Genomic DNA, 15,750 nt, shown 5'->3' with positions numbered 1-15,750 from the left:
GCAGAACAATGAAAAAAGTATTCTTCGCTGTACTTGTTGCGCTCACTGCGACAGGTTTGAACGCTAAGACTCCTAAGACAAAAACCACCCCTACTAGGAGCAAACCCGTGTTTACGGTGGTAAAGGAGAACAAAATTACCAGTATCAAAGACCAGAACCGCAGTGGAACGTGCTGGGACTACGCCACGATGAGTTTCATCGAGAGCGAAATCCTACGCAAGTCGGGTAAGACCTACAACCTCAGCGAAATGTTTATCGCGAGCAAAAACTACATGGATCGTGCCGTTAAGGCCGTTAGAATGCACGGCGACGTGTCGTTCGCACAAGGCGGTAGCTTTGACGACCCCATCCACGTTATCAGGCAACACGGTATCGTTCCCGAAGAAGCAATGGCTTTGCCTGGCACAATGACAGGCGACTCGTTGGCCAACTTCGGCGAGTTTTTTAGTGTGATGTCGCCTTATGTGTCTGCCGTTGCTACAAGCAAGGCCAAGAAACTTTCTCCTGCATGGAAAAAAGGCTTGCAAGGCATTCTCGATGCGTACCTAGGCAAATGCCCTGAAAACTTCACTTACGAAGGAAAGAGCTACACGCCGCAATCGTTCGCAGAGAGTCTAGGCCTTGATTGGGACGATTATATCACCTTCACCAGCTACACCCACCATCCTTGGTACTCTAAATTTGCCGTAGAGGTGCAAGACAACTGGCGTTGGGCACAAAGCTATAACGTACCTATCGAAGACCTTACCCGCATTATCGACAATGCCATCATGAACGGCTACACCATTGGTTGGGGTGGCGACGTTACCGAAGATGGTTTCACTCGCAAAGGTTTGGGTATTGCTATCGATGCCAAGAAGGTGCGTTCGATGGCTGGAACAGATGCCGACCGCTGGTTTAAGCTTTCGCAAGACGAGAAGAAGCACCGCTACGACTCGCTGGGCGTAAACGTTCCCGAACTTGTTCCCACACAAGCACTTCGCCAAGAGGCTTACGACAACTGGGAAACAACCGACGACCACGGCATGCACATCTTTGGCATTGCTAAGGACCAAAACGGAAAAGAATACTATATGGTGAAGAACTCGTGGGGTAAGTATGGCGACTATAAGGGCGTTTGGTACATGACCAAGGCTTACGTTGCCCTCAAAACGATGGACTTCATGGTAAATAAGAACGCCGTTCCTGCCGACTTGTTGCAGAAGATTGGCTTGTCGAAGTAATTCGAGTATAAAGGTACATTTACCTTTCCAAGTAAACAATCGTCTAGGCTGGGCTTGAAACATTTTCTTCTTGCCCGTCCTAGACGATTCTTTTTGTGCGCCAACAGATGGCGCATGCAGCATGGAGAACCGCATAAAGAAACTAACTACAAATGTTTCATCTGTTTTTTTAGGCAGACAATTTCTCCACGTATCGGCTCATTACCCAGAGCAAATCCGTCTTGACTTTTAATATTTCTGTAAATCGAGAGGAGTTTGTTGTCTTTGTGATGCCAACATAAGATAAACACTCCTCCCAGATACAAAGTGCAGAACAAATCAATTCACGGGCTTATAAACTCGCGAAAGCCCAACAACTTCCGAATACAACAACTCATCAAATTACAAACTCATCAACTCAAAAACTCATCAGCTCATCAACTCAAAAACTTATCAACTCACCAACTTATAAACTCACACACTCATCAACTTACAAAGTCATCAACTCAAAAACTCACCAACCCAAAACTAATCAACTCAAAAACTTAAATTATTACTTTTTATTTTACAATTCCACTCTGTTTTTCACTCCGTTCTAGCGAAAATATAGGCTATAAAGTAGTTAAATTGGTACTCTTTCTAGTTTTTCAGGCCTTCCAATATGTTCGTTTTTAAGAAAAAGACCTGCATTTTGCACCATTTAGCCTTTCTAGATTGGTCGTTGACTCATAATTTTTCATGCCCAGATACCCACTTTTAGACCCTAAAACCCCACTTTTTAACGGTTATTTTGCCCTTTTGAACCATGTTTTTGATGGTTCGAAGAGGTTTTGTCCATACCATTGCAGTGCATTTTTATGCACACCGTTACACATTTAGCAGCATTTTAGCTTGCGTTTTGCACCATTTTGCACGGCGTTTAGCACCATTTTACCTTGCATTTAGCACCAAAACGCACTCCATTTAGCACCAAAACGCACTCCATTTAGCGGCAAAACGCACTCTATTTTGCAGCAAATAGCCCCGAAAATGGTGCAAATGGCGGCTCTTTGAAATAAATATTCATTTTTCCGTATGCACAGACTGCCCACTTTTTGCACCAAAACCAACCTTCGCGAGAATCGTTTTTTTGCGGCAAGGTGAGCGATTGGTGAACGAAAATGGCACTCACAATGTTAAATTTCTTACCAAAAACTAGACAAAAACAATTGCGCTGTGTACACGCGCGTATGCAACGACACCTAATGCACGTGCGCTTACAACCGCCAGCGCGTGGGGTTGCAGGGCATGCAGCCAACGGCCAACGGAGATAGCATCATGGAAACGCAGAAGTAATCTGCCATCGACAGTCAGTTTTCTGGCTTGTAGTTTTCCAACTCGGCAACTTGTTAACCAGGTTACTTCCTACCTCATCAACTCGTTAACTTTATGGTTGAATGAAAGTAAACACGCCTAAATCACCCCGAAACGTGCGCGAACCAGCCGAAGTTAAGATCCTATCACAATGCGATGAGACAGCGGATAAGGACATATTTGAGCGGCACATAAAGCACGAAAAACATTATTTCGTGCTAAAATCGTGCTAAAATCGTTTGTCCGTGCAATGGGTTCACACACTTTTTACTATATTTGTATCTGCAAAAGACGAAAAAGACATGGTTCTACCACAAGAATTTACCGCTTATACAAGGGCACTCATGGGCAACGAGCTATATGGAAAGTTGCTTGTCGCACTAGAACAAGAGCCTCCCGTGAGCCTCAGACTGAACCCGTTTAAGACGAAAAACGGCGAGGTGGAGGTGTGTAACGCGGACGAAAGTGTGGCATGGACAGACTATGGTTATTACCTTTCGGGACGTCCAAACTTTACGTTCGACCCGCTTTTTCACGCTGGCGCATATTATGTACAAGAGGCATCGTCGATGTTTGTGGCGTGGATAGTGAAACAATTGATACACTCGCCCATCACAATGCTCGACCTTTGTGCGGCTCCCGGCGGCAAGTCTACGGCATTAAGGAGTGTTCTTCCACAAGGAAGTCTGCTGTTTTGCAATGAACCCATAACGCAAAGGGCGAGCATCTTGGCAGAAAACGTGCAGAAGTTTGGGCATCCCGACATGGTGGTGAGCAGCAATTTCGCCGCCGACTACCGCAAAAGCGGCTTGCAATTTGATGCCATCCTAGCCGACGTGCCCTGCTCTGGCGAGGGTATGTTCAGAAAAGATGCAGGGGCAATTGCCGAGTGGAGCGAAACAAATGTGGAGCGCTGTTGGCGATTGCAGCGCGAGATAATTGCCGATATCTGGCCTTGCCTAAAACCTGGCGGACTGCTTATATACTCTACTTGCACCTTCAACGACAAGGAAAACGAACGCAATGTGGAGTGGATTGCACAAGAATTTGATGCTGATTTTGACCTGCCACCCATCCCATCTGCATGGAATATCACGGGGAGCATCGGTTCGGACATCCCTGCATGCAGGTTTATTCCAGGCATATCTAAGGGCGAAGGGCTCTTCTTATGTGTGCTTAGGAAGAGGTACGAGCATGGTATGGTACACGATGAGCGGAAGAAACGTTCCTCAAAAAGCATGACAACAAAGGTAAGCTTGCCCGAAATGCCACAGTGGTTAAACGCAGATTTGGCGTTCGACACACGCCAAATAAACGGCAACATCCACGCTATTCCCTGTCTATGGACAAGTCTGTTCGACAAGGCTAGCGCAACATTGCGCATTGTTCATGCAGGAGTTGCGCTGGCTACACCAAAGGGAAAAGACCTCGTTCCACACCCAGCACTCGCCCACTCCATTGCACTCAACAGCGACGCATTTTGCAAATGCGAGTTAGATTACGCCTCGGCCATCGCCTTCTTGCGCCGCGAAGCCATCACCTTACATGCAGATACACCCCGTGGATACGTGTTAGTTACCCATCAAGGCATGCCGCTGGGCTTTGTAAAAAACATCGGCAACCGCGCCAATAACCTCTATCCGCAAGAGTGGCGCATAAAAAGCACGCACATACCACAACCACAACAGATTATAAAGTTAAAATGAAACAATATCTAGACTTGCTACAACGCATCGTGAACGAAGGTACACGCAAGGAAGACCGCACAGGAACAGGAACGCTAAGCGTTTTTGGACACCAGATGCGCTTTAACCTCGAAGAGGGTTTTCCGTTGCTAACCACGAAGAAACTACACCTCAAATCCATCATTCACGAGTTGTTGTGGTTTCTTAAAGGAGACACTAACGTAAAGTATCTGCAAGAAAATGGCGTGAGGATTTGGAACGAATGGGCCGACGAGAACGGCGAACTGGGGCCTGTTTATGGGCATCAGTGGCGTTCGTGGCCCAACTACAATGGTGGGCATGTCGACCAAATACAAGACATTGTGAATGCCTTGAAGAACAATCCAGACTCTCGGCGGATGATTGTCAGTGCGTGGAACGTGGCCGAAGTAGACCAAATGGCACTCCCACCCTGCCATTGTCTGTTCCAATTTTATGTGGCCAATGGCAAGCTTAGCCTGCAATTGTACCAACGTTCAGCCGACACTTTCCTCGGCGTACCCTTTAATATTGCCTCGTATGCTCTGCTAACGATGATGATGGCACAGGTTAGCGGACTGAAACCTGGCGACTTTATCCACACCACAGGCGACACCCATCTTTACCTAAACCACTTGGAACAGGCCAAAGAGCAGCTGAAACGCACTCCGCGTACATTGCCTAGGATGGTGATTAACCCCAATGTGACCAGCATTTTCGACTTTAAATACGACGACTTTACCCTCGAAGGCTACGACCCCTTGCCGCACATCAAGGCCGAAGTGTCGGTGTAGCCCCCTAACATAATAAGGACATGCAGATAAACATCATCGCAGCCGTGGCCCGAAACAGAGCCATAGGCCATCAAAACAAACTTATATATTGGTTGCCCAACGACCTAAAACGCTTTAAGGCACTTACCACTGGGCACACCATCATCATGGGGCGAAACACCTTTTTGTCACTTCCCAAGGGCGCATTGCCCAATAGGCGCAACGTGGTGTTGAGTAGCACACAGTCTGTTTTTGCGGGTTGCGAGCACTTCTCTTCGCTATCCGATGCGTTACAAAGTTGTGCACCCGATGAAGACGTATATATAATAGGTGGCGCAATGCTTTACAACGAGGCCATTGCCTTTGCCGATAAGCTGCTTTTAACTGAGATAGACGACACACCCGACGTGGCCGACGCCTTTTTTCCCAACTATAACGGATGGAAAGAAACGGCACGCGAATGCCACGAAAAGGACGAAAAGCATGCCTTTAACTATTGTTTCGCCGACTACGAACGCCCAACTGCGCTCTCTCGCGGTTAATTCCAAACACCTAAAATTACACTTATACACAAACGTATGATTATAAAGTTATGTGGCATGCAACATGCCGACGACATCAAAGCTGCCGAGCAATTGGGCGTTGACCTTCTTGGTTTCGACTTCATTCCCAAAAGTCCGCGATATGTAAGGATGATTTCATCACGAGCTGGCATCATTCCTGATTTCAGCGAAGAGCGACTTCGCGCCCTGAAACAGCCCAATTCGCCTCAACAACAGCCCGTAAAAGTCGGCCGTGTGGGTGTTTTTGCCGACGATATGCCGCAAAACATCGTTACGCGCGTTTATAACTACGAGCTCGACTATGTGCAACTTAACGGCGAAGAGCCTGCCGTTACACTCGAAAACCTGCGTCGTAGCATCGACCCAGACATTAGGAAGGGCATTAAAATCATCAAAAGAATAGTCGTCGACACGCAAGCCGACCTTGCTAAGGCTACGGAATACGAGGGAAAAGCAGACTTGTTGCTGTTTCATATCACGGCGAAAGAAACAGAATTACAAACCACTGGCGACGACAATTCGCCGCTAAACCAGTTGCTCTCAACCTACCACGGCTCCACACCTTTCTTAATAAGCAAGCCAAACGCCCCTTTCGACACCTTATTAATTAAGAGTATCACTCATCCACAGTTCGCAGGGATAAACCTTGATACGCAATTCGAATTGGAACCAGGCAAGAAAGACATGGAACAATTGCAGAAGTATGTTGAAGAACTTAAAGCCATCGAGTAAATGTGTTTACAACAAACGCCGCACCCCATCAGTACAACCATGAATGTTGCAATTATCGACAACTACGACTCGTTCACGTTTAATCTGGTGCACCTCATTGCAAGCCTAGGAGCAAACGTAACGGTATTGAAGAACGACGACTTTGAGCTTGCCGCCCTCGAACACTACGATAAGATTGTGCTTAGCCCGGGGCCAGGACTTCCTTCGGAGGCTGGAAAGACAATGGACGTGATAAGAACTTATGCCGAAACTAAACCTATTTTGGGCGTATGTCTAGGCCATCAAGCCATAGCGCAAGCCTATGGTTGTAAGCTAACCCACCTTTCGGAGGTTTGCCACGGACAGTCAACCCGAGGTTTGAACCTTGGTAACGACCCTATCTTTGAGGGATTGCCCACAGAAGTACTGATGGGCAGATACCATAGCTGGGTGGTGGAACGCGAAAGCGTGAGTAGCCCGCTGGAAATAACCGCCATAAGTTGCACCGGAGAAGTGATGGGCATCCGCCATAAACAACTTAGACTGCATGGCATACAGTTTCATCCTGAGAGTATTTTAACACCCAATGGCAAAACAATAGTGAATAATTGGTTGCATAAAGGTTAGGCAAAAACATCGAACAACAAGTTAATTACAAACAATAACCACTTACATAACAACAAATTAAGCGCATAAGATAAAGTCATTGTGTACCAATTAGCACTGCAAGTACAAACCTTATTTTATAAGAAAATGTATATTTAGTACTTAAAAATTAGGTGTTTTATAAAATAAAATCATACCTTTGTAAGAGAAAAAAGGACTTTATGAATACCACGAGCCCCATTATCATGACAACCAAACACTAAAACAGCCTTTAAAATGGAGCAGATGGTATCGGAACCTTAAGCTTGCCAGAACTTATGACGAGAAAACAACGACACTACAAATGGCACCTTGTTGGAAATGTAATTCTAAACATGGTCATGTTTACCGCTATCTCGGTAATCCTTAAACCTGTATTCATGTTTTACAACCACAGTGCCTTTAAGGATTGCAACTTTACAGATTATCTTGCAGTAATTTGGCATGGCCTTCCAATGGACGTATCTGTGGCTGGCTATTTCACAATCATTCCAGCTCTGCTTGCCCTTATCTCCATTTGGTTGCACCCTGCCCTTATTCGCATTCTGCACAGAACGTATTTGGCCCTCGCCTCGTTTTTAATCAGTATCGTTTATTGCACAGATGCCGTGCTATACGGCTTTTGGCAGTTCAGGATAGATTCCACACCGTTTTTCTACTTTCTCAGTTCGCCCAAAGATGCGCTGGCATCAGTGCCCATCTGGTGGGTACTGTTGGGCGTTGTGGTGGTGTTGCTGCTCACTGCCATGTTGTTCTTCATGCTATGCAAGACCATAGGCACGTTCCCCGAAAGCAAAGGTATCGCCAAAGATAGGCTTATCGCATCGGGCGTAATGGTTGTTGTGCTTGCCTTGCTGTTCGTTCCCATACGCGGAAGTCTGGGAACATCCACAATGAATCTTGGACGCGTATATTACAGCGAGAACCAAAAGTTAAATCACGCAGCCATCAATCCCTGTTTCAGCCTGCTCAGTTCGTTGATGAACGACGAAGACACCAAAGACCAATACCGCTTTATGGCTGCCGACGAAGCCAACAAGTTGTTTTCGCAAATCACCGATAAGACAAAGCAAGGGGGAACAGATGCGGTTTTTAAGTTACTCAACACCAACAGGCCCAACATCGTGATGGTGGTGTTAGAAAGCTTTTCGGCACACATCATGAAAAGCATGGGAGGAACGGCCAACGTGGCCGTGAACATGGACAAATGGGCTAACGAAGGCGTGCTGTTCACCAACTTCTACGCCAACAGTTTCAGAACCGACCGCGGATTGGCAGCCATCTTAGCCGGTTATCCTGCCCAACCCACGATGAGCATCATGAAGTATCCCAACAAAACAGGCAACATGCCCATGTTTCCACAAAAGTTAAAGAAGGCGGGATACCAGCTAAAATACTATTATGGCGGCGATGCCGACTTCACCAACATGCGTTCGTTTGTAACAACAGCGGGCTTTGAAGACCTCATTTCGGATGCCGACTTCCCCATTAAGCTGCGGCTTAGCAAATGGGGAGTGCCCGACCAATACGTGTTCGACCGCGCTTTGGCCGACATCAAGAGCCAAGCACCCAACGCTACACACCTCAGCGTGATACAAACAAGCAGCAGCCACGAACCATACGACGTGCCCTTTAAGAAACTGAACAACAAAATTCTGAACGCATTTGCCTATACAGACAACTGCCTAGGTAAGTTCGTGGCCGCCTTAAAGAAGCTCCCGTCGTGGAAAAACACACTCGTTGTACTTGTTCCCGACCATCAAGGATGCTACCCCGAAGACATGGATAACTATTCGCCACAACGTTATCACATTCCATTGCTTTTGCTTGGCGGCGCACTTAAAGCCAAAGGCCCCATCGCCACGCTTGGTTCGCAAGCTGATATTGCAGCAACCTTGCTGTCACAGCTAGGCTTTTCGTACAGCGAATTTACGTTCAGCAAAGACATGCTCAACCCCAATGTGCCCCATTTTGCCTTCTCAACCGTACCCAACGCGTTCATGATGAAGACAACAGACAACACCGTGTTCTACAATTGCGAAACAAACAAAACCATTTTGGACAACGGAAAGACGCCAGGAAAGAACCTGCCATACGGCAAAGCCTACTTGCAGAAACTTTACGACGACATTTCCAACCGCTAACAACATAGATGATAAAGACGCTCAACGACTTAGATGCAGCCTTGCTGCTATGGATTAACAGTTTCCACTCGCCCTTCTTCGACCAGTTTATGAACCTTGTTTCAGGAAAATGGGTGTGGGTTCCCATGTACGTGGGCATCTTTATTGTGCTAGCCATGCGCCTTGGCTTTAAGCCCAAGCTTGTGGCAATACTGGCAACCATCGGGGTTGCGCTTTTCTTTTCCGACTTCGTTTGTGCCGAAGTCATCCGCCCAATCTTTAATCGCCCCCGCCCAACTCAATTGGGAAGCGGCATTAGTCACCTCGTTCACATTGTAGACAACTATCGAGGTGGCGATTATGGATTCCCCTCTTGTCACGCCTCCAACTCGTTTATGCTAGCCACTACCGCCGCCCTACTCTTCCGTAACAAGATTTTATCTGCGTTCTTCTTCCTTTGGGCACTTGCCATGTGTTACAGCAGAGCCTACTTGGGCGTTCATTATCCCGGCGACCTACTTGCAGGAGCCGTATGGGGCACCATCGTTGCCTTTGCGCTTTACGCCCTTGTAAACCGCTACTACGCGCTTACCGAGGTTAAAACGGCCAAACACACCCAGCTTATCTCCATCGTAGGGACATCTACCTTCGTGCTTTTAGCCATTGTTTCGGCCGTACAAACCTGTGTTCAATAGCACATAGACACATAGGGTCACAAGCTCCCAACCACGGATCTCATCCTAGCTTTATATCACACGGTGAAAGCAGCAATAAGCCCGCTTTGCCCACAAAGTACAACCAATAAAGGCAAAACAAGCCAGCCTTTGTTTGTGTTGTCAATCTTTTTAAGTACATTTGCAGATACAATAACATAACAGGTAAACAATGAAACCAACACTTTTACTACTCGCCGCAGGCATGGGAAGCCGCTATGGTGGGTTGAAACAGCTCGACGGACTTGGCCCTAATGGTGAAACCATCATGGACTATTCCATCTACGATGCCATCAAGGCAGGGTTCGGAAAGATTGTCTTTGTTATTCGCAAAGACTTTGAGAAAGACTTCAAAGAGAAGATATTGTCTAAGTACGAGGGGCATATCCCTGCCGAATTGGTGTTCCAAAGCTTAGATGCCCTGCCCGAAGGGTTCGCCGTTCCCGAAGGAAGAGAGAAACCTTGGGGAACAAACCACGCCGTAATGATGGCCAAAGACGTTATCAAGGAGCCGTTCTGCGTTATCAACTGCGACGACTTCTACAATCGCGACTCGTTCATGGTGATAGGTAAGTTCCTTAGCGAACTACCCGATAATGCGAAGAACGCTTACGCTATGGTGGGTTTCCGCGTTGGAAACACACTCAGCGAAAACGGAACAGTGGCTCGCGGCGTTTGCTCGACAGACGAAAACGAACTGCTTACCACTGTGGTTGAGCGTACCGAGATTATGCGCGTAGACGGTAAGGTGTGCTATAAGGACGAGCAAGGACAATGGGTGGCCATTGCAGACAACACGCCCGTGTCAATGAACATGTGGGGTTTCACTCCCGACTACTTCGATTACAGCGAGGCTTATTTTAAGGAGTTCTTATCAGACGAGAAGAACCAAACCAACCTGAAAGCAGAATTTTTCATTCCATTGATGGTGAACAAGCTTGTTAACGACAAGACGGCCACCGTGAAAGTGCTTGACACCACCAGCAAATGGTTTGGCGTTACCTATTCGGCCGACCGCGAAGGAACGGTTGAACGCATACAATCGCTCATTAACGAAGGCGTATATCCTGCCAAATTGTTCTAAGGCAGGCTCAAAGGATAAAAGATAAGTGGTAGTCTGTTGTGTGTTCTGTTTCGCGCACAATAGTCTACCACTAGTTTTTGCATGTGGCTTAGCGTGTACAAAAAACATTCGTTGCCACAATATTCAATGCGCGGTAGGATTGCAATCTCACAAACAGAACAACTCGCTAACTTAAAAACTCATCCACAAACAAACCCATAAACTTAAAAACTCATCAACCAACAAACTTATCAACCCAAACAACTCAGCAACTTAAAAGCTCATGAACTAACAAAATCAAAAACTTAAAAGGCTACGCAAGACTTTACAAAACACACTATCCTCCCCACTCCATTCTAGCGAAAAAAGGGTCTCTAAACAGACAATTATACCCTAAAATCCGCCAAATCCATTTCCAATTTTGTCAAATTTTGAGCATATCGGTTGCATTTAGCACCACTTTGCCTTTCTAGTTTGGTCGCCAGCTCGTAATTTTTCAAGCCCAATTAGTCGTTTTTAGGCACCAAAACCCCACTTTTTAACAGCTGTTTTGCCCATTTTGGCCATGTTTCTAATGCCTCGAAAGGTTTTTGTTTATACCATTTCAATGGATATTTATGCTTTTCGGCTCGCATTTAGCAGCATTTCACCTTGCATTTAGCATCAAAACGCATTGCATTTAGCACCAAAACACACTGCATTTAGCACCAAAACGCACTGCGTTTAGCGGCATATTGCACGCCATTTAGCAGCAAAACGCACTACATTTTGCAGCAAATAGCCCAAAATCTGGTGCAAATGGCGGTTCATTGAAATAAATATTCATTTTGTCGTAAGCACAGGCTGAGCCCTTTTTGCATCAAAACCAACCTTCGCGAGAATCGAATTTTTGCGGCAAGGTGAGCGATTGGTGGACAGAAAGGGTACTCAGAATGTTAAAATTTGCACTGAAAACTGTACAAATTCGGGGTTGACTGCATCATTCTGATGCCAGCCAAAGATAAAAAAGGACACAAGAAATAAGGCCTAACGCAAATATGCGAAAGGTACAAAAGGACTAAAAAGATGCCAACTTAATCCTTATCTGCATACAACGATGCCGCCCTAACACGCGAAAGGGTTTCGGGAGTCATCTGCAAATAGCTGGCTACATACACCAACGGCGCACGCAAAACAACTTGTGGCGACTGTTTACAAAGTTTCAGATAGCGGTCTTGTGCCGTTTCAAAACGCAACATGTCGGCATGCACTTGCGAGATAATGAGACTCTCCTCCAATATCTTTCTGTACAATATCTGAATGTTAACGTTGTGCAAGGCCACCTCTTCCAATCTATGTTTAGGCATGGCATAGATGAGCGTAGGTTCGAGTGCTTCCAGTTGTAAGTAAGTGGGTTTCTCCTTAAAAAGGCTTTCGATACACATCACGATAGTGTGCTCCACCCCGATATGCTCGGTAAGTTCCTTGCCATTCTTAAAGTAGAATTGGCGAGTAAGGCCACGTTCCACATAATAAATATGTTCGCAAACGTCGCCCTCTTTGAGAATGATTTCCCCCTTGGCAAACTTCATCGGCACCAAGACGCTCTCTAAAATGTCGAGTTCGTCGTGAGTCATGGTGCTATACTTTCTCGCCAACTCGCGAGCAATGTCACGTGTCGTATTGTTGAGTTCTTTCATGTCTCCACTCCTTTCTTCTCTCTTGCAGCGGTTTAGTCGAGTTTCAGCACGGCCAAGAAAGCCTTTTGCGGAACTTCCACGTTTCCAATCTGCTTCATACGTTTCTTTCCTTTCTTCTGTTTCTCAAGTAGCTTACGCTTTCTACTAACGTCGCCACCATAACATTTGGCCGTTACATCTTTTCTAAGGCACTTCACCGTTTCGCGTGCAACAATCTTTGCACCGATGGCAGCTTGTATGGCGATGTCGAATTGTTGTCTGGGTATAAGCTCTTTCAGTTTTTCGCACATCCTGCGACCAAAGGTCGTGGCATTGTCGAAGTGGGTAAGCGTAGACAAGGCATCAACGGCCTCGCCGTTCAGCAAGATGTCGAGTTTCACCAATCGCGAAGGCCTAAAACAATCGACATGGTAGTCGAACGAGGCGTAACCCTTGGAAATAGACTTCAACTTATCGTAAAAGTCGATAACGATTTCGCCCAAAGGCAGCATGAAATGCAGTTCAACGCGATTGCCGCTAACATATTCTTGGTTGATAAGTTCGCCTCGCTTATCCATGCAAAGTTTCATTATCGGCCCAATATAGTTAACGTTGGTAATGATAGATGCCCTGATGTAGGGTTCTTCTATATGGTCTATCATCGTTGGGTCGGGCAATCCCGAAGGGTTATGCACCTCGCGTTCGTTGCCCATCTTGTCGTAAACCATGTACGAAACATTGGGTACCGTGGTGATGACATCCATATTAAACTCGCGGTCTAGTCGCTCTTGTATAATCTCCATGTGCAGCAAACCCAAGAAACCACACCTAAAACCAAATCCCAAAGCCACCGACGACTCAGGCGAAAACGTCAGCGAGGCATCGTTCAGTTGCAGTTTTTCGAGCGATGCGCGCAGGTTTTCGTATTCCGAAGGTTCGATGGGATAGACGCCAGCAAACACCATTGGCTTTACTTCTTGAAAGCCTTCTATGGCCGATTGACATGGTTTGTCGCGATGGGTAATGGTATCTCCCACCTTCACTTCTTTGGCATCTTTTATTCCACTGATGATGTAGCCCACCTCGCCGGTACGCAACTCTTGCTTGGGCACCATATCCATTTTAAGCACGCCCACCTCATCGGCCGCATACTCCATGCCCGTATTGAAAAACTTCACGTTGTCGCCCTTGCGTATAACGCCGTTCATCACCTTGAAGTAGGCAATAATTCCACGAAAGGAATTAAACACCGAGTCGAAGATAAGCGCTTGCAGTGGAGCATTATCATCGCCTGTGGGATGTGGCACCCTTTGCACAACGGCTTTAAGGATGTCTTCAACGCCCTCGCCCGTCTTACCCGATGCGCGTATGATGTCGGCCTTATCGCAACCCAGCAGTTCAACAATCTCGTCTTCAACTTCTTCTGGCATGGCGCTGGGCATGTCCACCTTGTTGATGATGGGAATAATCTCCAAATTGTGTTCGATGGCCATATAGAGGTTCGAGATGGTTTGCGCTTGTACGCCTTGTGTTGCGTCTACAACGAGCAATGCCCCTTCGCAGGCGGCGATACTGCGTGAAACCTCATAAGAAAAATCCACGTGTCCCGGAGTGTCGATGAGGTTAAGCACATAGTTTTGTCCCTCGTACTGGTATTCCATCTGTATGGCGTGGCTCTTAATGGTGATGCCGCGCTCTTTCTCCAAGTCCATATCGTCGAGCATTTGCCCGCCTGTAACTTGAATGGTTTTGGTAAATTCCAGCATACGGTCGGCCAAAGTAGACTTCCCGTGGTCGATGTGTGCGATGATGCAGAAGTTTCTTATATGGTTCATTCTTGGAAAAGAAGATTTATTTTTAACGGCAAAGTTAAGTATTTTAATTGGGATTTTATTGCTTACGCCTATAATTTTGGCAAATAATAGCTACCTTTGTACTAAAATAAAGAAACGATGAGAAAGATATTCTTCTTATTATTGGGTGCGGCGATGCTTACCGCGTGCCACGAAAGCATAGAAAAACGAGCAGAAAGAGAGGCTAAGGAGTACACGGCAAAGTATTGTCCCACGCCCGTAACCAACTATACGCGCACAGATAGCGTGGTGTTTTATCCCGAAACAAAGACCTATCACTATTATTGTTCGTTTGTAGACAAGATGGACGATGCCGCCATCATCAACAAGAACAGGCAGTTAATAGACGACATGCTGCTTAAATCGATTATCGAGTCAACGAGTTTGAAACCTTATAAAGAGGCTGGTTTTAGCTTTGCCTACACCTGCCATTCGGACAAAGAGCCACAAAAGGTGCTGTTTGAAACGAAGTACACCAAGAAAAGGTATTAACTAACAATTGGGCCAACAAGCACTTGTCTTGTTGGCCCAATTGCTTACCTGCTGTGCAAGGTGTGGGTATCTTTGCAATACAATAAAATATCTTTGATGGTGTTTTGTCTTATTTTTATCCATGAAACAAGGGTGAAACACATCTGGTTAATCATTATTCAAGGCCGAAAGCAATATCTTTTCGGCATTCTCCACGCGTTCGCTTGTTGGACTGTCAATGTGGTCGAGCGTATAATTCAGACCCAGTTTCTGCCATTTGTAGGCTCCCATCGAATGGTAGGGCAACACTTCTATACGTTTTACGTTGTGCAAGGTCTTGATAAAATCGCGCAAAGCATATAGATAAGCATCATTGTCGGTAATGCCTGGAACAAGCACGTGGCGTATCCACACGGGCGTTTGGATTTGCGAGAGATAAGTGGCGCAATCCAACACGTTGGTGTTGTCCCACCCTGTTAGCTTTTTATGCTCTTGGTTATCTATGTGCTTGAGGTCGAACAGCACCAAATCGGTAAAGCTCATCAGCTTAGTAAACTTAGAGAAGAAGGGTTCTTGGCGTGTAAAAGGCTGTGCGGCAGTGTCTAGACAAGTGTTTATGCCTAGTGCTTTTGCCTTTTCGAAGAGTTCGAGCATAAAGTCTATTTGCAGCAGAGCCTCTCCCCCGCTCACCGTTATGCCACCTTCCTTACCCCAATAGGGGCGAAAACGTAACGCCTGCTGCAAAAGTTCGTCGGCCGAACGCATGTCGGCAGACTTCATTGCCCACGTGTCGGGATTGTGACAATAGCGGCAACGCATCTTGCATCCGCTTAAGAAGATGATGAAACGAATGCCTGGGCCATCTACTGAACCAAACGACTCGATGGAATGAACGTAAGCTTTACGTGGCATTGCCTCG

At 46.4% G+C, this 15,750-nt stretch carries 13 protein-coding genes; 10 read left to right on the top strand and 3 right to left on the bottom strand.

What is annotated here, in order from left to right; translation table 11 throughout:
• The first annotated feature begins 8 nt into the window (after positions 1 to 8).
• From HMPREF0670_RS01935 to HMPREF0670_RS01895, 9 genes are all read left to right on the top strand, one after another.
• Positions 9 to 1,223 (top strand): aminopeptidase C, encoded by a 1,215-nt coding sequence (locus HMPREF0670_RS01935; protein WP_009229478.1) that lies wholly within the window; start codon positions 9 to 11, stop codon positions 1,221 to 1,223.
• A gap of 1,634 nt (positions 1,224 to 2,857) precedes the next feature.
• Positions 2,858 to 4,261, top strand: a complete 1,404-nt coding sequence (locus HMPREF0670_RS01930) for a methyltransferase RsmF C-terminal domain-like protein (protein ID WP_044077838.1) — start codon at positions 2,858 to 2,860, stop codon at positions 4,259 to 4,261.
• On the top strand, positions 4,258 to 5,052 hold the full coding sequence (locus tag HMPREF0670_RS01925; RefSeq protein WP_009229476.1) for a thymidylate synthase: 795 nt from the start codon (positions 4,258 to 4,260) through the stop codon (positions 5,050 to 5,052). The genes HMPREF0670_RS01930 and HMPREF0670_RS01925 overlap by 4 nt, the downstream gene beginning before the upstream one ends.
• 20 nt (positions 5,053 to 5,072) lie before the next feature.
• A complete protein-coding gene (locus HMPREF0670_RS01920; RefSeq protein WP_009229475.1) occupies positions 5,073 to 5,573 on the top strand; it encodes a dihydrofolate reductase in 501 nt (166 codons plus the stop codon).
• A gap of 36 nt (positions 5,574 to 5,609) precedes the next feature.
• On the top strand, positions 5,610 to 6,326 hold the full coding sequence (locus HMPREF0670_RS01915; RefSeq protein WP_009229474.1) for a phosphoribosylanthranilate isomerase: 717 nt from the start codon (positions 5,610 to 5,612) through the stop codon (positions 6,324 to 6,326).
• Between the two features lie 39 nt (positions 6,327 to 6,365).
• Positions 6,366 to 6,932 (top strand): anthranilate synthase component II, encoded by a 567-nt coding sequence (locus HMPREF0670_RS01910; protein ID WP_044077837.1) that lies wholly within the window; start codon positions 6,366 to 6,368, stop codon positions 6,930 to 6,932.
• Between the two features lie 353 nt (positions 6,933 to 7,285).
• The gene (locus tag HMPREF0670_RS01905; protein ID WP_198009280.1) at positions 7,286 to 9,094 is read left to right on the top strand and encodes an LTA synthase family protein; all 1,809 of its coding nucleotides are present in this window, start codon (positions 7,286 to 7,288) and stop codon (positions 9,092 to 9,094) included.
• 8 nt (positions 9,095 to 9,102) lie between these two features.
• Positions 9,103 to 9,768: a phosphatase PAP2 family protein gene (locus HMPREF0670_RS01900; protein ID WP_009229471.1), complete on the top strand. Its 666-nt coding sequence runs from the start codon at positions 9,103 to 9,105 to the stop codon at positions 9,766 to 9,768.
• Positions 9,769 to 9,958: 190 nt separating this feature from the next.
• Entirely contained in the window at positions 9,959 to 10,870 is a 912-nt protein-coding gene (locus HMPREF0670_RS01895) for a sugar phosphate nucleotidyltransferase (protein ID WP_009229470.1), read from the top strand.
• Positions 10,871 to 11,922: 1,052 nt separating this feature from the next.
• On the opposite strand, the gene HMPREF0670_RS01890 is transcribed toward HMPREF0670_RS01895, so the two are convergent.
• Positions 11,923 to 12,528: a Crp/Fnr family transcriptional regulator gene (locus HMPREF0670_RS01890; protein ID WP_009229469.1), complete on the bottom strand. Its 606-nt coding sequence runs from the start codon at positions 12,526 to 12,528 to the stop codon at positions 11,923 to 11,925.
• A gap of 32 nt (positions 12,529 to 12,560) precedes the next feature.
• Positions 12,561 to 14,342, bottom strand: coding sequence for a translation elongation factor 4 (lepA, locus tag HMPREF0670_RS01885; protein ID WP_009229468.1), 1,782 nt, complete (start codon positions 14,340 to 14,342; stop codon positions 12,561 to 12,563).
• A 117-nt stretch (positions 14,343 to 14,459) separates the two neighbouring features.
• Here lepA and HMPREF0670_RS01880 point away from each other — a divergent pair, with 117 nt between their 5' ends.
• Positions 14,460 to 14,852, top strand: a complete 393-nt coding sequence (locus tag HMPREF0670_RS01880; RefSeq protein ID WP_009229467.1) for a membrane lipoprotein lipid attachment site-containing protein — start codon at positions 14,460 to 14,462, stop codon at positions 14,850 to 14,852.
• 147 nt (positions 14,853 to 14,999) lie between these two features.
• Here HMPREF0670_RS01880 and pflA read toward each other — a convergent pair whose 3' ends face one another.
• The gene (gene pflA / locus HMPREF0670_RS01875) at positions 15,000 to 15,743 is read right to left on the bottom strand and encodes a pyruvate formate-lyase-activating protein (RefSeq protein ID WP_009229466.1); all 744 of its coding nucleotides are present in this window, start codon (positions 15,741 to 15,743) and stop codon (positions 15,000 to 15,002) included.
• Between the last annotated feature and the right edge of the window lie 7 nt (positions 15,744 to 15,750).

It is taken from the genome of Prevotella sp. oral taxon 317 str. F0108, from assembly GCF_000162415.1.
Taxonomy (GTDB): domain Bacteria; phylum Bacteroidota; class Bacteroidia; order Bacteroidales; family Bacteroidaceae; genus Prevotella; species Prevotella conceptionensis.
Note: the sequence above shows the minus strand (reverse complement) of the source record. Positions and strands in the feature narration are given on the sequence as shown.